Source organism: Gloeomargarita sp. SRBZ-1_bins_9 (assembly GCA_039794565.1).
In the GTDB taxonomy this organism is placed as follows: domain Bacteria; phylum Cyanobacteriota; class Cyanobacteriia; order Gloeomargaritales; family Gloeomargaritaceae; genus Gloeomargarita.
This window is the reverse complement of record JAUQVX010000006.1, coordinates 65969-90931: the sequence shown is the minus strand read 5'-3', so window position 1 is coordinate 90931 and position 24963 is coordinate 65969. Positions and strand designations below refer to the sequence as shown.

25 protein-coding genes and 1 pseudogene are annotated in these 24963 nt (G+C 59.7%); 15 read left to right on the top strand and 11 right to left on the bottom strand.

Going from position 1 to position 24963, the window contains the following annotated elements:
- Positions 1 to 68: 68 nt before the first annotated feature.
- From apcB to Q6L55_07225, 3 genes are all read right to left on the bottom strand, one after another.
- Positions 69 to 554: an allophycocyanin subunit beta gene (gene apcB / locus Q6L55_07235; GenBank protein ID MEN9258503.1), complete on the bottom strand. Its 486-nt coding sequence runs from the start codon at positions 552 to 554 to the stop codon at positions 69 to 71.
- Between the two features lie 38 nt (positions 555 to 592).
- Positions 593 to 1078: an allophycocyanin subunit alpha gene (gene apcA / locus Q6L55_07230; GenBank protein ID MEN9258502.1), complete on the bottom strand. Its 486-nt coding sequence runs from the start codon at positions 1076 to 1078 to the stop codon at positions 593 to 595.
- 200 nt (positions 1079 to 1278) lie between these two features.
- A complete protein-coding gene (locus tag Q6L55_07225) occupies positions 1279 to 2190 on the bottom strand; it encodes a histone deacetylase (GenBank protein ID MEN9258501.1) in 912 nt (303 codons plus the stop codon).
- A gap of 106 nt (positions 2191 to 2296) precedes the next feature.
- Between Q6L55_07225 and glgX the strand changes: the two genes are divergently transcribed.
- Positions 2297 to 4369, top strand: coding sequence for a glycogen debranching protein GlgX (gene glgX / locus Q6L55_07220; GenBank protein ID MEN9258500.1), 2073 nt, complete (start codon positions 2297 to 2299; stop codon positions 4367 to 4369).
- Here glgX and Q6L55_07215 read toward each other — a convergent pair.
- Positions 4326 to 5189, bottom strand: a complete 864-nt coding sequence (locus tag Q6L55_07215) for an alpha/beta fold hydrolase (GenBank protein MEN9258499.1) — start codon at positions 5187 to 5189, stop codon at positions 4326 to 4328. The two genes, glgX and Q6L55_07215, sit on opposite strands and share 44 nt — an antisense overlap.
- A 211-nt stretch (positions 5190 to 5400) precedes the next feature.
- Between Q6L55_07215 and Q6L55_07210 the strand changes: the two genes are divergently transcribed.
- Positions 5401 to 5838 carry a VOC family protein gene (locus tag Q6L55_07210; GenBank protein ID MEN9258498.1) on the top strand — a complete coding sequence of 146 codons (438 nt, stop codon included), beginning with the start codon at positions 5401 to 5403 and terminating at the stop codon, positions 5836 to 5838.
- Here the strand turns inward: Q6L55_07210 and Q6L55_07205 are convergent.
- Positions 5824 to 6978: a cysteine desulfurase family protein gene (locus tag Q6L55_07205; GenBank protein ID MEN9258497.1), complete on the bottom strand. Its 1155-nt coding sequence runs from the start codon at positions 6976 to 6978 to the stop codon at positions 5824 to 5826. The genes Q6L55_07210 and Q6L55_07205 overlap by 15 nt on opposite strands.
- A gap of 68 nt (positions 6979 to 7046) precedes the next feature.
- Between Q6L55_07205 and Q6L55_07200 the strand changes: the two genes are divergently transcribed.
- From Q6L55_07200 to Q6L55_07190, 3 genes are read left to right on the top strand one after another with little or no spacing between them, the layout of a single operon-like run.
- Complete coding sequence (locus Q6L55_07200; GenBank protein MEN9258496.1) at positions 7047 to 7259, top strand: DUF2555 domain-containing protein; 213 nt, start codon at positions 7047 to 7049, stop codon at positions 7257 to 7259.
- 47 nt (positions 7260 to 7306) lie between these two features.
- Complete coding sequence (locus Q6L55_07195) at positions 7307 to 7675, top strand: hypothetical protein (GenBank protein MEN9258495.1); 369 nt, start codon at positions 7307 to 7309, stop codon at positions 7673 to 7675.
- Positions 7675 to 8979 carry an IctB family putative bicarbonate transporter gene (locus Q6L55_07190; protein ID MEN9258494.1) on the top strand — a complete coding sequence of 435 codons (1305 nt, stop codon included), beginning with the start codon at positions 7675 to 7677 and terminating at the stop codon, positions 8977 to 8979. The genes Q6L55_07195 and Q6L55_07190 overlap by 1 nt, the downstream gene beginning before the upstream one ends.
- Here Q6L55_07190 and Q6L55_07185 read toward each other — a convergent pair.
- Complete coding sequence (locus Q6L55_07185) at positions 8955 to 9212, bottom strand: DUF2973 domain-containing protein (protein MEN9258493.1); 258 nt, start codon at positions 9210 to 9212, stop codon at positions 8955 to 8957. The two genes, Q6L55_07190 and Q6L55_07185, sit on opposite strands and share 25 nt — an antisense overlap.
- A gap of 9 nt (positions 9213 to 9221) precedes the next feature.
- On the bottom strand, positions 9222 to 9527 hold the full coding sequence (locus tag Q6L55_07180) for a DUF2605 domain-containing protein (protein MEN9258492.1): 306 nt from the start codon (positions 9525 to 9527) through the stop codon (positions 9222 to 9224).
- A 205-nt stretch (positions 9528 to 9732) separates the two neighbouring features.
- Between Q6L55_07180 and Q6L55_07175 the strand changes: the two are divergent.
- From Q6L55_07175 to Q6L55_07165, 3 genes and pseudogenes are all read left to right on the top strand, one after another.
- Positions 9733 to 9870 (top strand): annotated as a pseudogene (locus Q6L55_07175) (rubredoxin).
- Positions 9871 to 10031: 161 nt separating this feature from the next.
- Complete coding sequence (locus Q6L55_07170) at positions 10032 to 11021, top strand: photosynthesis system II assembly factor Ycf48 (protein MEN9258491.1); 990 nt, start codon at positions 10032 to 10034, stop codon at positions 11019 to 11021.
- On the top strand, positions 11022 to 12383 hold the full coding sequence (locus Q6L55_07165; GenBank protein ID MEN9258490.1) for a 1-acyl-sn-glycerol-3-phosphate acyltransferase: 1362 nt from the start codon (positions 11022 to 11024) through the stop codon (positions 12381 to 12383).
- Positions 12384 to 12512: 129 nt separating this feature from the next.
- On the opposite strand, the gene Q6L55_07160 is transcribed toward Q6L55_07165, so the two are convergent.
- On the bottom strand, positions 12513 to 12776 hold the full coding sequence (locus Q6L55_07160; protein ID MEN9258489.1) for a DUF751 family protein: 264 nt from the start codon (positions 12774 to 12776) through the stop codon (positions 12513 to 12515).
- Between the two features lie 50 nt (positions 12777 to 12826).
- On the opposite strand from Q6L55_07160, the gene sfsA reads away from it, so the two are divergent.
- The gene (gene sfsA / locus Q6L55_07155; GenBank protein MEN9258488.1) at positions 12827 to 13543 is read left to right on the top strand and encodes a DNA/RNA nuclease SfsA; all 717 of its coding nucleotides are present in this window, start codon (positions 12827 to 12829) and stop codon (positions 13541 to 13543) included.
- Here sfsA and Q6L55_07150 read toward each other — a convergent pair.
- Positions 13510 to 13830 carry a hypothetical protein gene (locus Q6L55_07150; GenBank protein MEN9258487.1) on the bottom strand — a complete coding sequence of 107 codons (321 nt, stop codon included), beginning with the start codon at positions 13828 to 13830 and terminating at the stop codon, positions 13510 to 13512. The genes sfsA and Q6L55_07150 overlap by 34 nt on opposite strands.
- Before the next feature lie 67 nt (positions 13831 to 13897).
- Here Q6L55_07150 and Q6L55_07145 point away from each other — a divergent pair, with 67 nt between their 5' ends.
- Together Q6L55_07145 and cysT are read left to right on the top strand one after the other, a co-directional pair.
- The gene (locus tag Q6L55_07145) at positions 13898 to 14929 is read left to right on the top strand and encodes a sulfate ABC transporter substrate-binding protein (protein ID MEN9258486.1); all 1032 of its coding nucleotides are present in this window, start codon (positions 13898 to 13900) and stop codon (positions 14927 to 14929) included.
- Positions 14926 to 15747: a sulfate ABC transporter permease subunit CysT gene (cysT, locus tag Q6L55_07140; protein MEN9258485.1), complete on the top strand. Its 822-nt coding sequence runs from the start codon at positions 14926 to 14928 to the stop codon at positions 15745 to 15747. The genes Q6L55_07145 and cysT overlap by 4 nt, the downstream gene beginning before the upstream one ends.
- On the opposite strand, the gene dnaK is transcribed toward cysT, so the two are convergent.
- Together dnaK and grpE are read right to left on the bottom strand one after the other, a co-directional pair.
- Positions 15748 to 17604 (bottom strand): molecular chaperone DnaK, encoded by a 1857-nt coding sequence (dnaK, locus tag Q6L55_07135; protein MEN9258484.1) that lies wholly within the window; start codon positions 17602 to 17604, stop codon positions 15748 to 15750. It lies immediately after the preceding gene.
- 160 nt (positions 17605 to 17764) lie between these two features.
- On the bottom strand, positions 17765 to 18514 hold the full coding sequence (gene grpE, locus Q6L55_07130) for a nucleotide exchange factor GrpE (protein MEN9258483.1): 750 nt from the start codon (positions 18512 to 18514) through the stop codon (positions 17765 to 17767).
- A 287-nt stretch (positions 18515 to 18801) separates the two neighbouring features.
- On the opposite strand from grpE, the gene Q6L55_07125 reads away from it, so the two are divergent.
- The 4 genes from Q6L55_07125 to Q6L55_07110 all read left to right on the top strand — a co-directional run bounded on the left by Q6L55_07125 (position 18802) and on the right by Q6L55_07110 (position 24963).
- Positions 18802 to 20775, top strand: coding sequence for a GspE/PulE family protein (locus tag Q6L55_07125; protein MEN9258482.1), 1974 nt, complete (start codon positions 18802 to 18804; stop codon positions 20773 to 20775).
- A gap of 16 nt (positions 20776 to 20791) precedes the next feature.
- Positions 20792 to 21892 carry a type IV pilus twitching motility protein PilT gene (locus tag Q6L55_07120; protein MEN9258481.1) on the top strand — a complete coding sequence of 367 codons (1101 nt, stop codon included), beginning with the start codon at positions 20792 to 20794 and terminating at the stop codon, positions 21890 to 21892.
- Between the two features lie 39 nt (positions 21893 to 21931).
- Positions 21932 to 23158 carry a type II secretion system F family protein gene (locus Q6L55_07115; GenBank protein MEN9258480.1) on the top strand — a complete coding sequence of 409 codons (1227 nt, stop codon included), beginning with the start codon at positions 21932 to 21934 and terminating at the stop codon, positions 23156 to 23158.
- Between the two features lie 104 nt (positions 23159 to 23262).
- A complete protein-coding gene (locus tag Q6L55_07110; GenBank protein MEN9258479.1) occupies positions 23263 to 24963 on the top strand; it encodes a mechanosensitive ion channel family protein in 1701 nt (566 codons plus the stop codon).

The window sequence follows — 24963 nt, the reverse complement described above, 5'->3', positions numbered from 1 at the left end:
ATGGGCAAAGGTGAGGGGTCAACAGGCGACGGTTGGGCCACCCATCAACCCCCCACCGGGAGCCATGGTTAGCTCAACCCTGAACAGATATAGTCAAAGTAAACCGCCATTTCCTTGCCCGCTTCCGGACCCACCAGGCCCGCCGTGACCTCCTTCATCGCCTGGATGGCTTGAATCGTCGCCCCGATAGGCACCCCCAAGGAGTTGTAGGTCTCCTTCAACCCGTTGAGCACCCGCTCATCCAGGATGGAGGGGTCCCCCGCCAGCATGGCATAGGTGGCATAGCGCAGGTAGTAGTCCAGGTCCCGAATGCAGGCCGCATAGCGCCGGGTGGTGTACATGTTGCCGCCGGGACGGGTAATGTCCGAATACAGCAATGACTTGGCCACCGCTTCCTTGATGATGGTCGCCGCATTGGCCGCAATCGTCGCCGCCGCCCGCACCCGCAGCTCCCCGGTCTGGAAGTACTTTTTCAGCTTTTCAATAGCGCTGCTGTCCAGGTACTTGCCCTGCACGTCCGCAGCATTGATCACCGCCGTAATTGCGTCTTGCATGGTTAAGTCCTCTCAACGGTTGAACAAAGTTGGTGCCACTACTGCATGGCGCTGATGATGTAGTCGAAGTAGAACCCGGCTTCCATGGCATCCTCGCCCGACATCAGCGAGCTGGCCACGTTTTTCATACACCGGATTCCCTCCGCCACCGCCGAGATGGGCGTCCCTAAGGAGTTGTACATCTCCTTGACCCCCACTAGACCGATCTCCTCGATCGGCGTCACATCCCCGGCCACGATGCCATAGGTCACCAGCCGCAGGTAGTAGTCCAAATCCCGCAAGCAGGTGGCGGTCATTTCCTCGCCATAGGCGTTGCCACCGGGAGAGACCACGTCCGGCCGCTTCTGGAACAGTTGTTGCCCGGCTTCCTTGACGATCCGCTCCCGGTTGTCGGCCAGAATCTGCGCAATCCGCAACCGTTTCTCGCCCGAAGCCACAAAACTCTTGATCCGGTCGAGTTCACCGGGGCTAAGGTAACGGGCTTCGGCATCCGCATTCACGATGGATTTGGTGACAATACTCATGAACCTACTCCAGAGGGTATGTCGGTTTGTCAAGCGGACAACACAGAGAAACCTGAGTGCCCAGCAGTGATCTTATCAGGGGAACCGCCCTTGATCCTACTCCACCGGAGCTAGAACCAAACGCGGTTTTCTCCGGCATTTATTGTGCGACAGGTCGGTCACAAGTTGGCACAGACCTTAATATCTTGTAATAATTTTTCTCAGGTAAGGCAGGCAGCCAGGGTGGCCACCACCGCCTGGGCTAGGGCGTCCAGGTGATACCCCCCCTCCAACCCAAACAAGAGGGGACAGCCCAGGGTGCGCAGCCATTGGGTGAATAGACTGTAGTCCTCCGGTTGTAGGCAAATTTGGGCCAGGGGGTCGGCGGCTAGGGCATCGTAACCGGCGCTGACGATGAGCAAATCGGGGGCAAAGGCCCGGAAGAAGGGCAGCACCTGCTGCTGGAATAACTGGGCGTACCGGTCAAAGCCACTGCCGGCCGGCACGGGCAAGTTTAACACATTATCACAACAGCCTTTTTCCTGGGGATGACCGGTGCCGGGGTAAAAGGGTGCTTGGTGAATTGAGCAAAAGGCCACCTGGGGTAGGGATTCCACCAGTGACTGGGTGCCATTGCCGTGATGGACGTCCCAGTCTAGGATGGCCACCCGGCGTAAACCCCGCACCCGTAGGGCGTACAGGGCGCTGATGGCGGCATTGGCCAGCAGACAAAACCCCATACCCCGGTCCGGTAGGGCGTGATGGCCAGGGGGGCGGGCGGCTACAAATACGGGTTCCCCCTGGTCGAGCACCCAGTCCACCCCATCCAACCAGCCCTGTACCGCCAGCCGCGCCACCCGTTCACTCTGGGGACCCACCGGCGTGTCCATATCCAGCCAGCCCCCACCCTGGCGGCACAAATGGGTCAAATACTCTAGGTACTCCGGTGTGTGGACCCAACTTAGATAGGCGTCAATGGGGCGGTCCGGGTTGGGGGTTAACCAGCGAATTCGGTCGCGCCAGGTCACCTGCTGCAAGGCCTGGACAATGGCTCTGAGTCGAGCTGGCCGTTCCGGGTGCCCATAGCTGACCTGGTGCTGGAGATAGTCGTCGCTATAGACTACAGCAATCATGGCTTCAGTATAGTCAACGGCACCAGTGTTAAATCTTTTGCCAAAGTCCCCCGGTCGGAACGGCCAGTTGTTTGATAATAGTCCTGAAACACCGGGAAACAAGGCTATGCTGACGGTACAGCGGGGGCGCAGCTTTCCGGTCGGGGCAACCGTCACACCCCAGGGGGTGAATTTTTGCCTGTATTCCAAGCACGCCCAGCGGGTGGAGTTGCTCCTGTTTGACCGCCCGGATGACCCGCGCCCGGCCCATGTCATTTCCCTGACGCCCCCCTACCACCGCACCGGCGACTATTGGCATGTCTTCGTCACCGGGATTGGCCATGGTCAGGTCTATGGCTACCGAGTCTATGGTCCCTACGCGCCGGAACAGGGGCATCGCTTTGACGGCAGCAAGGTGTTACTCGACCCTTACGCCCGCCTGGTGGTGAATTGGGAAAACTACGACCGGGAAGCCGCTTGCCGTCCGGGGGATAACTGCCCCTATGCCCTGCGGGCAGTGGTCGTCGACCCCAGCGACTACGACTGGGAAGGGGATGTACCCCTCGAAATCCCCTACAACCGCACCCTGATTTACGAGATGCACGTCAAGGGGTTTACGGCTCACCCCAGCTCTGGCCTGCCGGAGAAAAAACGGGGCACCTACGCCGGCTTGGTGGAAAAAATTCCCTACCTCAAGGCCCTGGGGGTGACGGCGGTGGAGCTGTTGCCGGTACAACAATTCGACCCGTACGACGCGCCGCCGGGCTTGACCAATTACTGGGGCTACAGTACCTTGAGCTTTTTTGCCCCCCACCGGGCCTACAGTTCCGACCAGTCCCTGTTTGGCCCCCTCAACGAGTTTCGGGACATGGTCAAGGCCCTGCACCGGGCGGGGATTGAGGTGATTCTGGACGTGGCGTTCAACCACACCGCCGAGGGGGACCACACCGGGCCGACCCTCTCGTTTCGGGGCATTGACAACGCCACGTACTATCTTCTGGAACCGGGCAACCTCGCCTATTACAGCAACTACAGCGGTTGCGGCAATACCCTCAAGGCCAATCACGAGGTGGTCATCCGGCTCATTTTGGACGCCCTACGCTATTGGGTGGATGTGATGCACGTGGACGGGTTCCGGTTTGACCTGGCCGCCATCTTGTCGCGCAGTAAAACCGGTTCGCCCCTGACGGACCCCCCCCTGCCGTGGCTGATCGAATCGGACCCCATCCTGGCGGGCACCAAAATCATTGCCGAGGCATGGGATGCAGCCGGCCTGTACCAGGTGGGGTCGTTTATCGGGGAGCGGTTTGCCGAGTGGAATAGTCTCTTTCGGGACGATGTGCGCCGGTTTGTCCGGGGGGATGGGGGCATGACGGGCCGGGTGGCCATGCGGCTTCTGGGCAGCCCCGACCTCTACGAGGAACCCCACGACATCCCCAACCGCACCATTAACTTCATCACCTGTCACGATGGCTTCACCCTCAACGACCTGGTGTCCTACAACGCCAAGCACAACGAAGCCAACGGCGAGGACAACCGGGATGGCGCCTACGACAACTACAGTTGGAACTGCGGGGTAGAAGGCCCGACGGATAACCCCGATGTCGAAGCCTTGCGCAATCGGCAAATCAAGAACTTTTTGGTGATCCTGGCTATTTCCCAGGGCACGCCCATGGTCCTGATGGGGGACGAGGTGCGGCGCACCCAGCGGGGTAACAACAACGCCTACTGCCAGGATAACGACATCAGTTGGTTGGACTGGAACTTGGTACAACGGCACCGGGACATGCTGGTGTTTTGGCAGAAGTTGTTGAACTGGATGCAGTCGCTGTATTTGTTTCAGGAGCGCACGCGGCTGCAGGTGGAACCCTATCCTGTACCGCTGGGGGTCACCCATCCCCACATCGTTTGGCACGGGACGGAACTGGGCAAACAGGGCTGGGAATTCCACAGCCATGCCCTAGCCTTAGAAATGGTCTATCCCAGCGCCGGCGAGCACCTCTACGTGATTCTCAACAGTTACTGGGAACCCCTGGACTTTGCCCTGCCCCCCGGCGTTTGGCGGCGACTGGTGGACACCTATCTCCAGGAACCCCTCAACCCCAACGGCCCCCGCATCACTACCCCCCGTTACCGGGCCAACCCCCGCTCCAGCATCATCCTGCGACGGATTGGCACCAGCGACGCACCAGGGGATTGACCAAATCCGGGCGTTCGTCATGGGGGCAATGCCCTGCATCCAGCCATTCGATTTGGGTCTGGGGAGGGGCAAACCGATTACAGTGATGGGCGCGGGCGACGGTCATCCAGGGGTCGGCGGTACCCCACATCAACAGCAACGGGCGGGTGAGCTGGGGCAACAGTTGGTCGAGGCGGCGGCCCGGTGGCGATTTGAACACCGCCCGAAACACCCCCAAGGCCCCCCTGTCCCAGGCCGGGCGATAGATGCTCTCCACCAGGGCATCGTCCACATGGGCAGTGTCTTTGTAAACCTGGTGCAAAATCCGGCGGATCACCTGGCGGTTGCGCATGTAGAAAAACAAACCGGCGCTGGCCAGGTCCACCACCCCCGGCAAGCTCAAGAACCAGCGTTGGAGGGAGTTAGGACGCACGCTGTCGCTGCCAACCGGTCCGGCGCAGTTGAGCAGGGCCACCCCTCGGGTCCATTCCGGGCAGTCCACCCCAAAGCACAGGGCCGCGTACCCCCCCAGGGAATTGCCCACCACGAATACCGGCTCGCCAATCACCGCCCTCACCCAATCCCGCAACTGATCCCGCCATAGTTCACCCGTGTAGTCCACCGGCGGTTTTTCCGAGCGGCCAAACCCCAGTAAATCAATGGCCCACACCCGATGGTCCCGCGCCAGGTCAGGAATGTTGTAGCGCCAGTGGTCGGTTGAGGCCCCAAACCCGTGAATCAGGACAATCGCCGGTCCCTGTTGCCCGGCCTGCACCCAGTGGACCCGCCAGCCCCTCCAGGTGCCGTAATGATCTTGTACATTGCCCAGTGCGACGGTCATGGGATTGTGCGCGCGCCTGCGGTGAGGGTCTGTCTTTCATTGTGACACTTCAGCCCTGCCAAGGACAGGAATTGATGGCACCGGGGCCAGCGCTAATATGGGATCGGCGGGGGCGGTCATTTCCCGATCCCCAGGGCTACATCTCTAGGGTAAAGTCGTCCTGGGCCGAGGCTGTCGCCGGTGCTGTTAACAGGTTAGATTGAGGTCTGGCATGGGGCAACCAATTTTTCACCTGGCCTTTCCGGTGGGCGACATTCCCCAGACCAAGCGGTTTTACGTGCAGGGGTTGGGCTGTGTGCCGGGTCGGGAGACCCCCCACTGTCTTATCCTCAACTTTTACCACCATCAACTGGTGGCCCACGTGGCTCCAGACATTACGCCCCAAAAGGGAATTTATCCCCGCCATTTCGGCTTGATTTTTCCCGATCTCCCCCAGTGGCAGGCCTGTTACGCGCGAGCCAAGGCCCAGGGCCTAACGTTTTACCAAGACACCAAGTTGCGTTTTCCCCACTCCCCCCTGGAACACCGCACCTTTTTCCTGGTGGACCCGTTCCACAACCTGCTGGAATTCAAGTTTTACACCCATCCTGAAGCCATCTTTGGTTACCGCGAATATGCCCAGGTGGGTGACCGGTCACCGGCGGGATAAGGTGGGTGTCAATTGCCGGAGCACGTCAGCCAGGGCAGCCACAGCCTGATCAATCTCGGCGGGGGTGGTCAGGTGACTGAGACTGAAGCGCAACCCACGGCGGGCCAAGCGGGCATCGTACCCCATCGCTAACAGCACCGGACTGGGTTGGGTTTTGCCACTGGCGCAGGCGGAACCGGAACTGATGGCAATCCCCCGCTGGCTCAACTGATGCACCAGGGTTTGGCCGGTACAGGTTTCGTCTCCCCCTTCCCAAACCACACTGGCGTGATGGGGTAAACGCTGGTCCCAGGCCCCAGTCCATCGCAAACCCGGCAGCTCCAGTAATCGGCGACGCAGCTCGTCCCGCAGACCCATGATGTAGGGTTGCTGGGGGATCAATTCCGTAAGGGCCAGGCGCGCCGCCACCTCCAATCCCGCCAGTAGCGCCACCGGTGGGGTCCCGGACCGTAAACCCTGCTCTTGACCGCCGCCGTACAACCAGGGTTGCAGGTTCACTCCCCGGCGCACGATCAACGCACCACACCCCTGGGGGCCGTAAAACTTATGGGCCGAGAGGGAGAGCAAATCAACGCCCAGTTCCGGCACCTGTACCGGCAAGCGCCCGACCACCTGTACAGCGTCCGTGTGAAACAAAACCCCCTGCGCCCGGCAAATGGCTGCCAATTCACGGATGGGTTGCAGGGTACCCACTTCGCTCTGGCCGTAAATCACACTCACCAACACCGTATTGGGCCGTAAATGGGCCGAGAGCGTTGCCGGGTCCACCCGTCCCGTGCCATCCACCGCTAGGGTGGTGATGTGCCATCCCCGCCGCGCCAAGGCTTGCAGGGGCATACTCACCGCCGGGTGCTCCACCGCCGAGGTAATGATGTGTTGGGGCCGGTCGTACTGCCGGGCGACGCCAAAAATAGCCAGGTGATTGGCCTCCGTGCCTCCTGACGTAAAAATGACTTCCTCCGGCGTCACCCCCACCAGATCCGCCACTGCCTGGCGCGCCCGTTCTACGACCAAGGCCGCCCGTTGCCCGTACTGATGAATACTGCTGGGATTGCCCCAGGCCTGGGCCATGACCTCGTGGACCCGGGCTACCACCTGGGGATGGGGGGGCGTCGTCGCACTGTAATCTAGGTAAACCATAGCTTCATTCTGCCATGCCGTCGGGATTGGCTAAGATGAACATAGTGGGCAGGGAAAGGGGTACGGCGATGAAAGAAAAAATCCCGGTCGATCCCGACATTCAGAAGCTGACACCGGCGGATGTGGCGGCCCTGGCCAAACGTTTAGAGGACGATAATTACCCGGACGCCTTCGCCAGCCTTCAGGATTGGCATCTCCTGCGTAAAATTGCTTTCCAGCGCCCGGAGTTGGTGGAACCCTACCTGCACCTATTGGATTTTGAAGCCTTTGATGAGGCTTAGGCTAAGATGAAAGGCGACTGGCTGTTGGTGAGACGGAGAAGAGCATTATGTTACTGGTGATTAATCGCCTGCTGTATATCGTAGGCCGTTTGTTCGCTTGGGTGGGACAAGTGTTGGGGGCTATTCTGACCATTTTGCTGGTGCGGCCCCTGGGATTGGTTGTGCGGCTGTTCCGGCCTGGGCAGTCCGGCCAAGACCAGACGTTTTTCCTGGACCCGGAGGAAGCCAAAAGCCTGGGCAAACGCAGCGAATCCCCCGTGGCAACCCCTCAGTCCCCCGCGGCCATAGCAACTAGTCCGGTGATGGCCAGCGCCACTTCTGCGGCGGGAACACCGGCGGTGACGGGCGAGCGGCGGCGACCGGGGCCGAATATGCGCCTGTATTTAGACATGGCCAAACAGATGCGGCGGGCCTGATGCCGGGGTGGTGGCAAACCAGTTTCCTGACGCGCTGGTGGGGCCAAGGGGCGACCTGGGCCGATGGCAGTCTCCTGGCGCGACGGTGGGACCACCTGCTGGCGGGGTGGGTAGCTCTGGTACTAGTGGGTTTGCCGCTGCTGGGTAACGCACAATTGGGTTGGCTATTGCTGGGGGGGGTGGTGCTCTGGCTGGGGTCCCTGTGGTGGGCGCCGCCTGCGGGTGTGGGTTTAACCCCCCTGCTGTACGGGGTTGCCCTGACCCTGGCGACGGCCTTTTCCCCAGTGAAACGGGCTGCCCTGGTGGGCTGGTTCAAGGCCTGTTTGTATCTGTGTACCTTTGGGGCTTTGCTGCGGGGGGTCAAGCGCTGGGGCCAAGCCCTGCTGGTGCTTCATCTGCTGGTGACCTTGGCGGTAGCGGTGATCGGGTTGCGCCAGTGGTTTTTTGGGGCGGAGGCCCTGGCCACCTGGATTGACCCGGAGTCTCCCTTGGCGGGTACCACCCGTGTCTATAGCGTTTTCGGCAATCCCAATCTGCTGGCGGCCTACTTGGTTCCGGGGGTGGGCATGAGCCTGGGCTGTCTGCTGGCCTGGCGCACCTGGGCACAACGGCTGCTGACCCTGACCCTGGTGGTGACCTTGAGTAGCTGCTTGATTCTCACCGGCAGTCGGGGGGGGTGGTTGGGTCTCGGGGCGGTTTATGGGAGTTTTGCGCTGCTGCTGATGGGGGGCTGGTGGCGCTGGCGGAAAATTACTCCCCTCTGGCAACGGTTGCTGATCGCCATGGCCCTGGGCCTCCTCCTGCTGGGGCTACTGGGGCGTTCCGAGAGCTTGCGGCTGCGTTTTTTGAGCATCTTTGCCGGGCGGGCCGACAGCAGTAATAACTTTCGCCTCAATGTCTGGGCGGCGGTATTGGCCATGATCTGGGACTACCCCTGGTTGGGGATCGGGCCAGGCAACCGCGCCTTTAACCTGATTTATCCCCTCTATCAGCGCCCCAACTTCAACGCCCTGGGGGCTTACTCCGTACCGCTGGAGGTAGCTGTGGAATCGGGTTTGGTGGGGCTAAGTGCGTTTACAGCCCTGACCGCCAGTATTTTGCGCCGCAGTTGGCAGCATCTGGGGGATTGGTATTCGTCGCCACGGCCACAAACCTTTATCCTGATGGGCTTGCTGGCCGGTTTGCTGGGCACCATGACCCACGGCCTGGTGGACACCCTCTGGTTTCGCCCCCAAATCCAAATCCTCTGGTGGTTTAACGTAGCCCTGCTGTGGAGGACTTACGGTTCTTCCCCCTCCTCGTAGAGCCGGTCCAATTGCTGTCGCGCTTCCTCTAAATTCACACTGCGGACCACCAGCAGGGGTTCTTCGATGGGCTTGCCCTCAGCGTCCAGGAGTTCCGGATGGGGGGGGGCCAACCGTTGCCGGGGGTACTGGGATTCCAAACTCAGCATGATTAAATTGCGCAATAAATTACCCAGGGCGAAGACCCCCAGGACAGTGAACAAAACGACATAGAGCAGATGCAGGACCATCATCGTCGTGAACTAGGGTTGGGAATAGGTACGGGCTTGTAAACGCAGGTGCCAACATTCCAGGACCAACTGGTGCCAGGCCATCAGGACGGTTGTGTCCACCCCCACACCCGTACTGTTGAGCAAGGAATGGGCCGCTTGCACCTCCGATTGGGCTTGGGTCAGCCGCTGGAGCAGTTCCTGGCGCCGTTCCGTAGATAAAAACGGCAAGGCCTCCCGCTCCAACAGCTGCTGCGCCTGGCTAAACCAGTACATAAAGTCTTCTAAAAGCGGCTCTAGTAGTGATCTTACTATGGGGGACCGGGGTAAATCGGGCATGTTCATAGGGCGATTGCAGGTGCTAAGGTCTCTATACTACCTTAATGGTTTTTACACTTCTTAACAATAGGGGGGGGGTGGAGGAAAAGGGGGGATGACGGCTGGGTAGACCACCGCTCCAGGGGACCATGGGTGGGAATGGCCCTATGGCATAATGATCTACGGAATTGTAGGGTCAACCATGACGGAAACAGCGGCGACCGACCTGGACCGGTACGAGTGTCGCGCCTGCGGCTATATCTACGAGCCGGAGAAGGGCCAGCCTGAAAAAGGGATTCCGCCAGGGACATCGTTCAAGGCGCTGCCCTCTGATTGGCGTTGTCCGGTTTGTGGGGTTAAAAAAGCCGCCTTTGTCAATATTGGCAGCCGAGAAGTGGCCGGTTTCCCAGAAAACTATCGCTATGGGTTGGGTGTAAATACCCTGACGCCGGGGCAAAAAAGTTTCCTCATCTTTGGGGGACTGGCTTTGGGTTTCCTTTTGTTGATGAGTTTCTACGGGCTGAAATGAACTGGGGACGACTACTGGCGGTTTTGTTGAGTGTGCTGTTGCTGGGGTGTAGCCGGGGGCCGGCGGCGTTGACGGTGCATCCCTGGGAGCAAGTGCCTTTGCCGACCCAGGCGACACTGATGGATATTGCCTTTGACCCGGCAGAACCCCAGCACGGTTTTTTGGTGGGGACGGAGGCTACCCTGCTGGAGACGAGGGATGGGGGGAAAACTTGGGCAATCCGCCGGTTGGATTTGGGGGAGGGGAAGTACCGGTTCACCGCCGTGAGTCTCCGGGAGGGGGAAGGCTGGATCACGGGTAAGCCGCCCTTGTTGCTGCACACGACGGATGGGGGCCAGACCTGGGTGCGGATTCCCCTAGACCCCCGTTTGCCGGGGATACCGGTGGCGATTGTGGCTCTAGGGCCGGGGCAGGCGGAAATGACTACTGACCTGGGGGCGATCTACCGCACGGAGGATGGCGGTCAAACCTGGCGGGCGCAGGTGGAACAGGCGCTTGGGGCGGCGCGGGATTTGGACCGGGACCCCCAGGGGCGCTATACGGCTGTGTCCACTAAAGGCAATTTCTACTCCACTTGGGAACCGGGGCAGACGGCCTGGGTGCAGCACAATCGGGAGAGTTCTCGCCGGGTGCAGAGTATGGGCTTTACGCCGGATGGGGGCCTCTGGATGCTGAGCCAGGCGGGCGAGTTGCGGTTTAATCCCGATGGGCAGGAGGGCCACTGGAGCCAGCCGATCCAACCGGAGGGGAATGTGGGCCTGCTGGGTATTGGGCTGCTGGACTTGGGTTATCGCACCAAGGACGAATTGTGGGCGGTGGGGGGCAGCGGCACGTTGTTTGTGAGCTTCGACGGGGGCCAGACCTGGCAACAGGATAAGGAAGCCGCCAACATTCCCGCCAACTTTTACCGGGTGGTCTTTTTCGGGCCGGACCAGGGGTTTATCTTGGGCAATCAGGGGGTGTTGTTACGCTACCGGGGCGCGTAAATGCGGGGGGCGCAACCGGGTTTACGGTTTATCCCACCCCAGTACAATCCCTGGCTGAATCGGTTGATCCGACTACTGTTGCCGGCGTGGTTGCGCTTCCGGTTGCGGATTACCCAGGTGCAGGTGGAGGGGGCGGAGGAGTTGGTGACCTGGTACGACCGGTTGCAGCGGGGAGAAGCCCGTTTGTTGCTGGCCTTTCGCCATCCCACCCTGGATGATCCCTACGCAATGCTGTATTTACTGGCGCGAGCGGTTCCCCAAGCGGCGCGACGGATCGGTGTGCGGCTACGGCTGCCCCTCCATAGCTACTTTGTCTATGACCGGGGCATTCCCCTGTGGGCGGGGCGATGGGTGGGTTGGTTGTTTGCCCAGTTGGGCGGGATTCCCATTCAGCGGGGACGGAGTGACCGGCTGGCCCTGAAAACCATTCGCGAGGTGCTGCTGCGGGGGGATATGCCCTTGACGGTGGCGCCGGAGGGAGGAATCAACAGCCTGAGTGAACGCCTCGGCCCCCTGGAACCGGGGTTGGCACAGATGGGGTTTTGGTGTCTGGAGGATTTGGTGAAACAGGGGCAGGTGGTGCCGGTGGTCATCGTGCCCATTGGCCTGCAATACAGCTTCGTGCGTCCCCCCTGGTCGTCTATCAATGGGGTGCTGGCCCGCCTGGAAAGCTACTGTCATCTGCCTGTGATCTCTTCCCTGCCGACGGAACCGGCTGACCGCCTGGCCCAGCTTTACACGCGCCTCCTGCGGTTGGCGGATTATCTCCTCAACCAAATGGAAGCCTTCTATGCCCAGTTCTACCATCACCCCCGCCCGACCCTGGCGGATGACCTGACGGTGAATGACCGTCTGCGCCTGCGGTTAGACCATTTGCGGGACGTGGCCCTGCAGGTGACGGAATCATTTTTGGGGTTGACCGCCGAAGGCAGCGTGATCGACCGGTGTCGGCGGATTGAAGCCGTGGCCCGGGAGTGGATATACCGGCAGGATTTGGCGACCCTCTCCCCTGTAGCTCGTGGGCTGGCGGACCGGATTGCCCAGGAAGCGGAACTCCGTCTCTGGCACATGCAGTTGGTCGAGCAGCTCACCAGCGTCACCGACGATTATCTGCGGGAGAAACCCTCGGCCGACCGTTTTGGGGAAGTTGTCCTCATCCTCTGGTCTGTGGTGAATCATTTACGGGGGCGCCACCAACCCCTGCGCTTGGGGGACCGTCGCCTGACCCTGCGGGTGGGCAAAGCCCTCTGTTTGAACGACTACTGGCCGACCTACTGCACTGGTCGCAAGGCTGCCCGCCAGGTGGTTCAGGACGTGACCGACCGTTTGGCAGAACAGTTACAGGGGCTGATTAGCAGCTAGAGCTGTGATCCCGGGCACCGATCAGGCCAGCCCCCCATCACGGCCAGGTCGGCATTTCTGGGCAACACTAGGGATAGCGACTGGAGCAAACGTTCCACAGGGCGCACAAGGGTCGGGCAACCGGCCCTTTTAATATCCCAACATGGCCAACAGGGTGAAATAGACCAAACTCACCCCGCTGACCAGGAGGGTGATGGTGGCGATGGCCGTCACGGGCCGTTGACTCAGGCGCTGTAAACTCCGGGCCGCCGTCCAAAATACACCCAAAATCACGGTCACGAAGTAACGCAAATAGCGGCCCACATTGGTCCAAAACCCCTCCATGGCTGCCAACCCCTTGAGCTTTCTCTCCCAGTGTGGTCGGGAATCCCGGTGGGCGTCAAGACGGGCCATCTAGTGGGCGCGCTAGACTGCCGGATGGGGTGCAATTATCGGTTGATTCCATGACCTGGCTTTACACCTACCCGCCCCTCCTGACCGGTCGGTTGCAAAAACGCTATCAACGCTTTTTGGCCGACATTCGCCTGGATACGGGGGAAGTGATTACCGCCCATTGCCCCAACACCGGCCCCATGACCGGGGTGGCAGTGCCGGGGCGACCGGTGTGCGTCTCCCACCAGCCCCATCCGCGCCGCAGGTTGCCCTACACCTGGGAACTGATCCACGTCGAAGACAGCGAACCCACCTGGGTAAATATCAATACCGCCCGCCCCAATCCCGTGGTGCGCCGGTTGCTGGAACAACACGGCTTGCCGGAGCTTGACGACTATCAGACCCTACGGAGGGAGGTGGCCTACGGCCGGGAGGGCAGCCGGGTGGACTTTTGTCTCACAGGCGGCAGGCGACCCATCTACGTCGAGGTCAAAAACACAACTTGGGTAGAGGGACAATTGGCCCGCTTCCCCGATACAGTGACGGTACGCGGCCAGAAACACCTGCGGGAATTGATGGGATTGGTTCCCCAGGCGCGGGCGGTGGTGATTTACTTCATCGGTCGGAGCGACTGTACCCACTTCGCCCCGGGCGATGCCGCCGACCCCACCTACGGTCAACTCCTGCGCCAGGCGGTGCAACGGGGGGTGGAAGTGCTCCCCTGCCAATTCCAGGTGAACCCCACAGGGATTCGTTACTGGCGACGACTGCCCCTGGTCCTCGATTGAACCGCCTGAATGCCCCGCCGGAGCCACACCAGTACCGTCAGCACCTGCTGCACCCGTTGACCGTAGGCACCCCAGCGGGGGATTTGTTGCCGCAGGCCCTGGGCACCCGTTTGCCCCCAGCGGATGGCCGCCGGCGCTCCCACCAGAAAACGGTGAGTAGCTCGCTCCGCCCCGTCAATCGCCCGGGTGACCCCCACCAACGTCCGCCGCAATCCCAGCAGGAACCGCACCAGCCACCAACAGCCCCCACAGATGGCCAAATGGATGCCGATGACAAGCCACACCATACCCTCCATTATCCCCCCTGCCCCACCCATGCTAAAATTACCGACATTCCTATCGGTTTTTGAGGTTATGACCAAGGGGTGGTCGTTACTCCTGGTTTTGGCGGGGCTGGTAGGTCTCGGTCTAGGGACTTCCCCGGTGTGGTGGGGGCGGGTGGAGGGGGGCACGGAACTGACCCTGGTGGCCTATGCCGTGGCCAAACCCGTCTTTGCCAGACTGATCCCCGCCTTTCAGCAGGAATGGCAAGCCCGCACCGGCCAGCGGGTCCTTTTCAGGGAGTCCTATGGGCCATCGGGGGCGCAAACCCGGGCCATTTTGGGGGGTCTGGCAGCGGACATCCTGGCGCAGAATATCCAGAGCAACATTGACCCCCTGGTGGAAAAGGGGTTGGTGCGGGCGGATTGGTCAAAACGTTTGCCGAACCAGGCGGTGCCGGCGACGACGGTGATGGTGTTGGTTACCCGTCCCGGCAATCCCCGTAACATTCGCACCTGGAACGACCTGACCCGCCCGGATGTGGAGGTGGTGTTGATTAATCCCAGGACCTCGGGAAATGCCCGCTGGGGGATTCTGGCCGGGTTTGGAGCCATCCAAAAAACGGCGGGGGAGGTCCAGGCGCGGGCCTACCTGAACCGATTGCTGGCCAATACCAGGGTTTTGGCGAATTCTGGCCGGGATGCCACCGATAAATTTGTCAAAAACCGCATCGGCGATGTGATGATTAATTTTGAGAACGAGGTGCTGTTTTTGAACGCCTCCCTACCCCAGGGGCTTCCCTACGTGGTGCCCTCGCCCAATGTACGGGTGGACTTTCCGGTGACGGTGATCGACCGGGTGGTGGACCGGCGGGGGACGCGGACGGTGGCGGAGGCCTTTACCCGCTTTTTGTTTAGCCGACGAGCGCAGAAAATCTATGCCGAAATGGGGTACCGGCCCTTTGACCCCCAGGTGCGCCAGCAGTTCGCCCATCGGTTTCAACCGGTGCATCCCCTGTACTCCATTGGCGATTTTGGCGGCTGGGCCAAGGTCCATGCCCGGTTATTCGCCGACGGAGCCATCTTTGACCAGGCGCAACGGGCAACGGCCCGGGTAGGACCATGACCCGATACTCACCCTGGTTACCGGCGCTGATGTACGGCTATCTGGGGTTCATGCTCCTGTTGCCCCTAGGCGCATTAATCGGCCAGAGCGGGCTATCCACCTGGTCGGCGTTCTGGCGCTGGGTCACAGATCCGGTGGCAGTGGCGGCCTATCAACTGACGTTCGCAACCGCCCTGATCGCAGCCCTGGTGAATACCGTCCTGGGATTAGTTTTGGCCTGGGTGCTGGTGCGCTACGAGTTTCCAGGACGGCGCTGGCTGGATAGCCTGGTGGACTTACCCTTGGCCATGCCGTCGGTGGTAGCCGCCATCACCCTGGCGACCCTGTACGGGCAGGGGGGGGTGATCGGCCAATGGTGGGACGAGGGGACCTGGCTGGGACGCTGGCTACCGTTAAATTTCACCGCTTCGGTGCAGGCGGTGGTGTTAGCCCAGTTGTTCGTCACGCTGCCGTTTGTGGTACGGACCGTTCAGCCGGTGTTGGGGGAACTGGAGCCGGAAGTGGAGGAAGCCGCCTATACCCTAGGGGCCTCCCCCTGGTGGTGCTTCTGGCGGGTGATCTTACCCCCCTTGACCCCAGCTCTGGTCACCGGTTTTACTTTGGCCCTGGCCCGGGGCATCGGCGAATTCGGAGTGGTTGTGTTGATTTCCGGCAACATCCCCTACCGAACCCTGGCGGCCACCGTGTACATCTACCAACAACTCGAGGAATTCAATTACCCAGCCGCAACGGCCATTGCCCTGGTGCTGCTCCTGGTTTCCCTGGCCCTGTTCGGTCTCACCCGTTGGTTTCAGGGGCGCGTCTTACCCCCCCTGTAGTTACTCCAGTTGCTCAAAATCACTGCTGCCGCCGGTCACCACCGTGCGTTGATAAACAGCAGCCCCCATCTGGCTGAGGTTGACATTCAGGGCATCCAGTTCCTGGCGAAACTCCTCCGGGGACGTCATGGAATCGTTCATCATCCGCTTGATGCGCCCCACCCGGGCTGCCGCTTCGGATTTCACCGCCTCATTGATATAAGGCCCATGTTCCCGCAGGGTGTTTTCGTACATAGACAGCAGGATGTCCGCCTGATTTTTTAACTCCACCAGGGCTTTACGGCGGGCATCGGCCTCGGCGTTAAAGGTGGCCTCCAGGGTCATGCGTTTGATCTCCTCGGGACTAAGGCCCCCCGTATTGGTCAAACGCACCGACTGGCTCCGGCCCGTCCCCTTGTCCACCGCCGTCACCTGGAGGATGCCGTTGGCGTCAATCTCAAACGTCACCTCAATCTGGGGCACACCCCGGGGGGCCGGGGGGATACCCGTCAATTCCATCCGTCCCAAACTGCGGTTATCGGCCGCCATGGGGCGTTCTCCCTGAAGGATGTGCACCTCCACCACCGTTTGGTTGTCCGTGGCCGTCGAGAAAATCTGGGAGCGGCTGGTGGGGATTGTCGTATTGCGCTCGATGATCTTGGTAAAGACACCGCCGAGGGTTTCGATTCCCAACGACAGGGGCGTGACATCCAACAGCAACAAGTCCTTCACCACCGTCTCTTTGCCCAAAATTCCCGCCTGAATCGCCGCCCCGATCGCCACCGCCTCATCCGGGTTGACCGATTTCTCCGGCGCCTTGCCGTCGAAGTAGTCCTGAATAGCCCTTTGCACCGCCGGCATGCGGGTGGACCCCCCCACCAACAAAATCCGGTCAATATCCCGCGTTTTCAAGCCCGCATCCCGCAAAGCCTGCCCGACCGGTTCCAACGTGGCCTGCACCAGATGGCGGGTCAACTCCTCAAACTTAGCCCGCGTCAGCTCCAGGTCAATGTGCTTGGCGCCGGTAGCATCGGAGGCAATGAAAGGCAGGTTGATGGTCGTACTGAGGGCACTGGAGAGTTCTATCTTGGCCTTCTCCGCCGCCTCCCGCACCCGTTGCAGGGCCATTTTGTCTTCCCGTAGGTCAATCCCCTCCTGCTCCTGAAACTCCCGCAAAATCCACTCCACCAGACAGGCGTCAAAATCATCCCCCCCTAGGTGGTTATTCCCCGCCGTGGCGATCACCTCAAAAATACCGTCCCCCATACGCAGGATGGACACATCGAACGTCCCCCCCCCCAGGTCAAACACCAACACCGTTTGGTCCTGGTCCTGCTTATCCACCCCAAAGGCCAGGGCTGCTGCCGTCGGCTCATTGATGATCCGCAACACCTCCAGCCCGGCAATGGTCCCCGCATCCTTGGTGGCCTGGCGTTGGGCGTCGCTGAAATAGGCCGGCACCGTAATCACCGCCTGGGTCACCGGCTCGCCCAGGAAACTCTCCGCGTCCTGTTTTAACTTCTGCAAAATAATGGCAGAGATCTCCTGGGGGGTGTACACCTGGTTGCGCACTTCCACATTCACCGTGTTGTCTTTACCGGGGACGCACTTGTAGGGCACCCGCCGCCGTTCCTCCTCCGTCTCCGACCACCGCCGCCCAATAAACCGCTTGATGCTGTAGATAGTGTTTTCCGCATCCGTCACTGCCCGTCGCTTAGCCGGTTGCCCCACCAAGCGCTCCCCCGACTTGCCAAACCCCACCACACTAGGGGTTGTTCGGCCGCCCTCGGCATTGGGGATCACCGTCGCCTGGCCTCCCTCTAGCACCGCCACACAACTGTTCGTTGTCCCTAGGTCAATACCGACAATCTTGGCCATAGGCGTCTATCCACCAGGTCTATGGAACAGGCAACCAAAGCCACACCAGTAGCATTCCCCAAAAACGGGTGACAGCGATCACCAACCTGAGTAATTCCTACCTCCCGGGTAAGTTGGGCAGGAATTCCCCCTTTATCTTAACCCCAAACCCCGGCACCACCTACACACCTTCCGCCGGTGGAGGTTCCGACCCAGGGCCCTCAGCCGTCGGTTGGTCGCTACCGGTGGACACCTTCACCAGGGCATGGCGCAGCACCCGTTCCTCATTGCCCTCCTTAAGGAAATAGCCCCGGCGCAATTCCTCCATCACCACCCCCTCGGCGTATTCCTGGCTAGCCTCCTGCATGATCGCTTCGTGGCGGGTGGGGTCAAAGGGCTGACCCTTACTGGGGATGGGAGCAACGCCCATTTTCTTCAGTTCTTCCACCATTTGCTTGTAAACCCCCTGATAGCTCTTGTGGATGGTCATGCCCTCTTCCGTTTCCGGCTGGATGTGGGCGCGCGCCCGTTCAAAGTTATCCACCACCGCCAGCAGTTCAGTCAGCACCTTGGCCTTGGCCTTAAAAACCGCCTCCTCCATCTCCCGCTGGACCCGGCGCCGGTAGTTCTCGAAATCCGCCGCCAGCCGCAGCATCTGGTTATGTTTTTCCTCCAACTGCTGCTGAGTTGCCCGGAGTTGTTGGTCCAAATCCTGATGGGCCTGTTTCAAGGCTGCGTAGCGTTCCCGTTCCCGTAAAAGTTCCTCCCGCAGAGCCGCCATGGCCTCCGGCGTCACTTCCTCTTCCACTTTCAGGTCGCCAAAGGTAGCCGGAGGTTCGACCGTGTCCGGCGCCGCTAGGGTTTCACCCTCCGACTCCGCCGTGACCACTTCAGGATTGACATCTTCAGGATGGGAAGGTGTGTTTACCATAAAGCCAACCGTAACACTCACATCTCGTCCCAGGATACTCCTAAATTAACATCCCTATAACCCCCCTAGCCGCCACTAGCAGGTGTGGTTAACCCCCCCCCCGCAGCCCAGAGCGTAAAGTGTATTTTTTAAAGATACCCCAAATCAACTGAAAACATAGCAGCTAAAAAAGTTCGCGAAAATCTTGGGGAAATTTAGGGGAGCGTGTAAGCTAGAATTATCCTTGGTTTTGGCACGGCTATCTCCCTATTGCTATGGTAAATCCCCCCATTGCTGCCCGTAGGGCGTTGGTTACGCGGCAGGCTGGAACCAGCCCGATTGTTAAGGACATTGTCAAAGCCGGCGTTGCCGATCGGGAACAGGTGATGAAGGCGTTGCAGGTCAGCCGGGATCAGGGACGTCCCCTGCCGGAAGTCCTCAAGGAAATGACCGGCAAAGCCCTACCGGCAGAACTGGTCCGGCAGTACAAGCGGCAACAGTTGTTTGAGCTGAAGGTCCTCTATGGGGTTGAGTCCCTCGACCCGGAACTGACCCCGATTTCTCTGGCCCAGATCAAGGAGCTGGTAGACTTCCTGATTCCCTTGGACATCTGCCGGCGTTATGAATTTTTACCGGTAGCCCGCCAGGAGGGGGAGAATCCCAGCTTGACGGTGGCCATGGTCAATCCCGACAATTTGCAGGCGCTGGATGAGCTTAACCGCCTTACCCGTTCCAAGGGCCTGCGCCTGCGGCGGCGGGTGATCACCCGGGAAGACTTCTTGCACTTACTCAACCAGTACGCTGATGAGATGAAGGCGGCCCAAGCAGCGGGCAATGCCCAGGCCGTCCAAATCCAGACGGAGATTGATCTCTCTGATTATGAGCAACTGGAAGAGGCCCAAGATGAAGCGGAAGTGGACCTGGCGACGGCCTTGGCTGATTCCCAGGAGGCACCGATTGTTGCCCTGGCTAACAACATCTTAGCCAAGGCACTGGCAGAGCGCGCTTCAGATATTCACATCGAACCCCAGGAAGAATATCTACGGATTCGTTTTCGTAAGGATGGGGTATTGCAGCCGGGTTGGGACAACTTACCTAAGCAGGTCATTCCAGCGGTGGTCTCCCGGTTCAAAATCATGGCTAATTTAGACATTGCCGAGCGGCGCTTGCCCCAGGACGGTCGTATTCGTCGGGTGTTCCAGGGCCGGAAGATTGACTTTCGGGTCAGTACGGTGCCCACCCGCTACGGGGAAAAAATCTGTATGCGGATTTTGGACAATTCAGCGACGCAGTTGGGTTTAGATAAGCTGATTACGGACCCGGAAACTCTACAAATTGTGCGGGAAATGATCAAGCGCCCCTATGGCTTAATCCTGGTGACGGGGCCGACGGGTTCGGGGAAAACTACCACTTTGTATTCCTGCCTGGCCGAGCGCAACGACCCGGGGATCAACATCAACACGGCGGAAGACCCGATTGAGTACACCTTGCCAGGTTTAACCCAGGTACAGGTGTTGCGGGAAAAGGGGGTGGATTTTGCCACCATCTTGCGGGCATTTCTCCGGCAGGACCCGGATGTGATTTTGGTGGGGGAAACACGGGACAAGGAGACGGCCAAGACAGCGATTGAGGCGGCGCTGACGGGTCACCTGGTGTTGACCACATTGCACACGAACGATGCGCCCAGCGCGATTGCCCGCCTGGCGGAGATGGATGTGGAGTCCCACATGGTGTCGGCGTCGTTGATTGGGGTGTTGGCCCAGCGGTTGATGCGGCGGGTATGTACCGAGTGCCGGATTCCCTACAGTCCCACGGCGGAGGAACTGGCCCGATTTGGGCTGAGCGGTTCTGGCCAAGGGTTGACCTTCTACCGCGCCAATACCTTAACGGCAGAGCAAATCCGCCAAGCGAAGGCCCAGGGTCAGCCCATTTGCAGCAAGTGTAACGGGGCGGGCTACAAGGGCCGGGTTGGGGTATATGAAGTGATGCGAGTGACGGAGCGTATTCAGCGGCTGATTACCGACAATGCCCCAACGGAGGTTATCAAGGAGGCGGCGGTGGAGGAGGGGATGAAGACCCTGCTGGCCTATAGTTTGGAACTGGTGCAGCAAGGGTTGACTACCCTGGAGGAAGTGGAGCGCGTGACTTTCACCGACAGTGGCTTGGAGGCGGAACTGAAGGCCAAGCGCAAACAGGGGTTGGTCTGCCGCGGTTGCCAAGCTACACTCCGGCCGGAGTGGATGGAATGCCCCTACTGTTTGACACCGCGCTTTACCGATTGAATGAGGGAGGATGGCCATGGAGCTGATGATGGAAGATTTGATGGAGGAGGTTATTCAGCGGGGCGGATCGGATTTGCATTTGTCGGCGGGTTTGCCTCCTTATATCCGTATTAGTGGGAAGTTGACCCCGACTGAGCATCCTCCCCTGACGGCGGAACAATGCCAGCGCTTGATCTATAGCATTCTGAACAATAACCAGCGCAAGATTTTTGAGCAGAATTGGGAGTTGGACTGTTCCTATGGGATCAAGGGGCTAGGGCGGTTCCGGGTGAATGTGTATAAGGACCGGGGGACGGTGGCGGCCTGTTTGCGGGCGTTGCCTTCTAAAATTCCCAGTTTTGAGTCCCTGGGGTTGCCGCCGGTGGTGCGGGAAATGTCGGAAAAGCCGCGGGGGTTGGTGTTGGTGACGGGGCCGACGGGTTCGGGGAAATCCACCACGCTCGCAGCGATGATCGAAAATATCAACACCACGCGGGCGGAACATATTATTACCATTGAGGACCCAATAGAATTTGTGTACGAATCGAAAAAGAGCATCATCCACCAGCGGCAGTTGAACGAGGATACCCGGAGTTTTGCCAATGCCCTGCGGGCGGCCTTGCGGGAGGATCCGGATGTAATCCTGGTGGGGGAGATGCGGGATTTGGAGACGATCCAGTTGGCGGTGACGGCGGCGGAAACGGGCCACCTGGTGTTTGCCACCCTACATACCAGCTCGGCAGCGCAGACGGTGGACCGGATTGTGGATGTGTTTCCGCCGGAGCAGCAGCAGCAGATTCGGGTGCAGTTGTCCACGTCCTTGGTGGCGGTGTTTAGCCAGACGCTGGTGCGCCGTAAAAATCCCAAACCGGGGCAATTCGGGCGGGTGATGGCGCAAGAGATCATGGTGGTGACGCCGGCGATTGCCAACCTGATCCGGGAGGGGAAAACGCCCCAAATTTATTCGGCGATCCAAACGGGGGCCAAGTACGGGATGCAGACGTTGGAAAAGGTCCTGGCGGATTTGTACAAGCGGGGGGAATGCAGCTACGAGGATGTGATGGCCAAGACATCGAAGCCTGAGGAACTGCAACGGTTGATTGCTGGATCGCCGGCGGCTGCGGGCAAAAGTGTCTAGCTCCTCCTGGGATGTAGACGTTTTTGGAGGTCAGTGCGTATGCCCACCACCTATTTGGCCCGTGTACGGGATGCCCAAGGTCGTTCTCGGGAACGGCGGGTAAAGGCGACAGACCTGAAGGAAGCCCGTGGTATCCTGCGGGAGCAAGGCTTTTTTGTGCAGGAAATTAAGGAGGTCCAGCCTTTTGACCCCTTCAAGACTGAAATTGATATTTCCTTTTTGAGTACGGTTACGGTTAAGGATAAGGCGCTTTTTTCCCGTCAGTTTGCGGCGCTGGTCAATGCCGGTGTGCCCCTGGCGCGGGGGTTAGCTATTTTGGTGGAACAGCAGACCAATCCCAAGATGAAGAAGGTGCTGGCGGCGGTCAGTGCCGATGTCCAGCAGGGGACGAGCCTATCGGAGGCCATGCGGCAACATCCAGAAGTCTTTGATAACCTCTATGTCGCTATGATCCAGGCGGGGGAAGCAGGGGGGGTTCTGGATGAGGTGTTAAACCGGTTGGCCAAACTATTGGAGGATGCGGCTCGCCTGGAACAGCAGATCAAATCAGCGATGGCCTATCCGGTGGCGGTGGCGTTAATTGCGATTGCTGTGTTTTTGGGGATGGTACTGTTTTTGATTCCCATTTTTGGGGATATTTTTGCTAGCTTGGGGGGGGAGTTGCCGGCCTTTACCCAGTTTATGGTCAATCTTAGCCAGTGGATGCGCAATCCGGTGAACTTGGCCATAGTGGTGGGGTTGGTGGCGGCGGCGGTCTTTGGCTATACAACAGCCTACCGCACACGGGCCGGGCGGGAATTGATTGACCGGCTGGCTTTGAACTTGCCGATTTTTGGGGATTTGATTCGTAAAAATGCGGTGGCCCGTTTTAGCCGAACGTTTGGTTCCCTGTCCCGTTCGGGGGTGCCGGTGTTGACTTCCTTAGAAATCGTGCGGGATACGGCAGGTAACCAGATCATTGCCAATGCCATTGAGGCGGCGCGGGCAGAGATTCAAGCCGGAGGTCTCATCTCTGTAGCGTTAGACAAGGCCAAAGTGTTTCCTAACATGGCGATTCAGATGATCAGTGTGGGGGAAGAAACCGGGGAACTGGACGCCATGATCACCAAGGTGGCAGATTTTTACGAGGCCGAAGTGGAAGCGGCTGTTAAGGCCCTCACCAGCATCATGGAGCCGATGATGATTGTCGTGTTGGGGGGGCTGGTGGGTTCAGTTTTGGTGGCCATGTATTTGCCGATGTTCCGCATCTTTGACTTGATTAAGTAGTTGATTGAGTGGCTGGCCGGGATGGGAGTTGTCCGCCTATAGGCCAGGGGAACTTACAAGAACAACTCTGCAACTACTATTCGCACATGGGTCCATTTGCACCTATGAAGCGACGGCAATGGTTGTCTCTACTGGTAGCCGTGGGGCTGGGATGGCTGCTGCTTTGGGTAACTCCGGCGGTGAATGCCCAGTTGGCCCTACCCCAGTCCGGGCCTCCTACCCTGCCGCCACCCGGTGTCACCCGCTACGGCAACATTGAGGTGACGAATGTGGTGTTTGACGGGCGCGTGTTATTCACCATCGCCTCGCCGACAGTGCGGGACCGCAATAATCCAGGTACGCTCATCCCGGTGGAAGTGCGGGCAGAACTGATCAAGGCTAACCTAAGGCGCATCATTCACCCCTACACCCAACATCTCCTGGACCAGCGGGAACCCCAGGTGTTGATTGCCGTGGCGACGCTCAACAATGAGGTGGTGCTGCTGGGCCGGACGGAGGGGCAACAACAAAATATCACCATCCTGACAGTGACCGAGTGGGATGCCTCGTTCAACGGCCTGCCGGTTTCGGCCTTGGCCCAACAGTGGCGAGACATTATCCAGACAACGTTGCAGGAGGCAATTCGCCAGCGCACGCCCCAAGCCCTGGTGCAGCAATTGCTCCAAGCCCTGAAAATCCTGGGGCTGGCCCTGATGGCGAGCTTGTTGGTGCTGGTTTTGCAGAGATATGGGCGTCGTCAGCAGGACCGATTGCACCGGCGTTTGGTCCAGGAGTCCTCGACTGCTCCTACCCCCTTACCCCAGGTCCTCAGTCCCCATTTCGGTCGGGTGCAGCGCTACCGGTTGTGGGCTTTCATCGGCTATTTACTGGTGTGGCTGCAAATGGGGATCTGGTTGGCGGGGCTGGCCTATATCCTGGCTATCTTCCCCCAAACCCGCGGCGTTTCGATGGCGGTTTTGCGGTTGCCCCTGCTGTGGTTGGGGGTTTGGTTCCTCACGGGGTTGGCCGGCAAAGTCACTGACCTGTTGATTGACCGTCTGCAAAAAGTCTGGGAAGCCTACGACCTGTTCGACGTCAAGGAACTGAATCGGCGGTCCTTGCGGATTTCCACCACGATTCAAACCTTGCGCGGGGTCAAGACGGCGGGGATTTATCTGGTGCGGGCCGGGTACATATTGAATACCCTGGGCGTGCCGGTGAGTTCCCTGTTCGCTGTTGGGGGGTTGCTGGCGCTGGCGATTTCCCTGGGGTCCCAAAACGTGATCAAAGACATCATCAATGGTTTGCTCATCCTGTGGGAGGACCAGTTTGGCATCGGTGATGTGGTGCAGATTGGGGAATACAGCGGTGCGGTGGAAAGCATGAGCTTACGCATTACCCAGCTCCGCAATCCCGAAGGATGCCTCATTACCATTCCCAATAGCAGTATTGTCAAGGTGTCGAATCTGACGCGCCTGTGGTCGCGGGTGAATTTTGAGATTTTGGTGGATTGTCAAACGGACCCGACCCAGGCGCTAGAGGTGCTCAAACAGGTGACCCAAGCCCTTTATGCCGACCCGGATTGGCGCCAGCGATTGCTAGAACGACCGGAGGTGCTGGGGATTGATGCGGCCCGCCACGATGGCTTGCTGCTGCGGGTGTGGCTCAAAACGCAACCGGGACAACAGTGGGCTGTTGAACGGGAATTTCGTCGGCGGGTGATTCAGGCGCTGGCAGAACATGGCATCGCTCTGGGGCGTCCTCACCAAATTTGGGAGACGGCGCCGCCGGCCTATAATGGGAGGGCAAGGGCGGGGGAGGACTGA

Bases quoted from the DNA above. Each gene is read 5' to 3' on its own strand.
- apcB (MEN9258503.1), bottom strand. From the start codon at position 554: ATGCAAGACGCAATTACGGCGGTGATCAATGCTGCGGACGTGCAGGGC.
- apcA (MEN9258502.1), bottom strand. From the start codon at position 1,078: ATGAGTATTGTCACCAAATCCATCGTGAATGCGGATGCCGAAGCCCGT.
- Q6L55_07225 (MEN9258501.1), bottom strand. From the start codon at position 2,190: ATGATTGCTGTAGTCTATAGCGACGACTATCTCCAGCACCAGGTCAGC.
- glgX (MEN9258500.1), top strand. From the start codon at position 2,297: ATGCTGACGGTACAGCGGGGGCGCAGCTTTCCGGTCGGGGCAACCGTC.
- Q6L55_07215 (MEN9258499.1), bottom strand. From the start codon at position 5,189: ATGACCGTCGCACTGGGCAATGTACAAGATCATTACGGCACCTGGAGG.
- Q6L55_07210 (MEN9258498.1), top strand. From the start codon at position 5,401: ATGGGGCAACCAATTTTTCACCTGGCCTTTCCGGTGGGCGACATTCCC.
- Q6L55_07205 (MEN9258497.1), bottom strand. From the start codon at position 6,978: ATGGTTTACCTAGATTACAGTGCGACGACGCCCCCCCATCCCCAGGTG.
- Q6L55_07200 (MEN9258496.1), top strand. From the start codon at position 7,047: ATGAAAGAAAAAATCCCGGTCGATCCCGACATTCAGAAGCTGACACCG.
- Q6L55_07195 (MEN9258495.1), top strand. From the start codon at position 7,307: ATGTTACTGGTGATTAATCGCCTGCTGTATATCGTAGGCCGTTTGTTC.
- Q6L55_07190 (MEN9258494.1), top strand. From the start codon at position 7,675: ATGCCGGGGTGGTGGCAAACCAGTTTCCTGACGCGCTGGTGGGGCCAA.
- Q6L55_07185 (MEN9258493.1), bottom strand. From the start codon at position 9,212: ATGATGGTCCTGCATCTGCTCTATGTCGTTTTGTTCACTGTCCTGGGG.
- Q6L55_07180 (MEN9258492.1), bottom strand. From the start codon at position 9,527: ATGCCCGATTTACCCCGGTCCCCCATAGTAAGATCACTACTAGAGCCG.
- Q6L55_07170 (MEN9258491.1), top strand. From the start codon at position 10,032: ATGAACTGGGGACGACTACTGGCGGTTTTGTTGAGTGTGCTGTTGCTG.
- Q6L55_07165 (MEN9258490.1), top strand. From the start codon at position 11,022: ATGCGGGGGGCGCAACCGGGTTTACGGTTTATCCCACCCCAGTACAAT.
- Q6L55_07160 (MEN9258489.1), bottom strand. From the start codon at position 12,776: ATGGCCCGTCTTGACGCCCACCGGGATTCCCGACCACACTGGGAGAGA.
- sfsA (MEN9258488.1), top strand. From the start codon at position 12,827: ATGACCTGGCTTTACACCTACCCGCCCCTCCTGACCGGTCGGTTGCAA.
- Q6L55_07150 (MEN9258487.1), bottom strand. From the start codon at position 13,830: ATGGTGTGGCTTGTCATCGGCATCCATTTGGCCATCTGTGGGGGCTGT.
- Q6L55_07145 (MEN9258486.1), top strand. From the start codon at position 13,898: ATGACCAAGGGGTGGTCGTTACTCCTGGTTTTGGCGGGGCTGGTAGGT.
- cysT (MEN9258485.1), top strand. From the start codon at position 14,926: ATGACCCGATACTCACCCTGGTTACCGGCGCTGATGTACGGCTATCTG.
- dnaK (MEN9258484.1), bottom strand. From the start codon at position 17,604: ATGGCCAAGATTGTCGGTATTGACCTAGGGACAACGAACAGTTGTGTG.
- grpE (MEN9258483.1), bottom strand. From the start codon at position 18,514: ATGGTAAACACACCTTCCCATCCTGAAGATGTCAATCCTGAAGTGGTC.
- Q6L55_07120 (MEN9258481.1), top strand. From the start codon at position 20,792: ATGGAGCTGATGATGGAAGATTTGATGGAGGAGGTTATTCAGCGGGGC.
- Q6L55_07115 (MEN9258480.1), top strand. From the start codon at position 21,932: ATGCCCACCACCTATTTGGCCCGTGTACGGGATGCCCAAGGTCGTTCT.
- Q6L55_07110 (MEN9258479.1), top strand. From the start codon at position 23,263: ATGAAGCGACGGCAATGGTTGTCTCTACTGGTAGCCGTGGGGCTGGGA.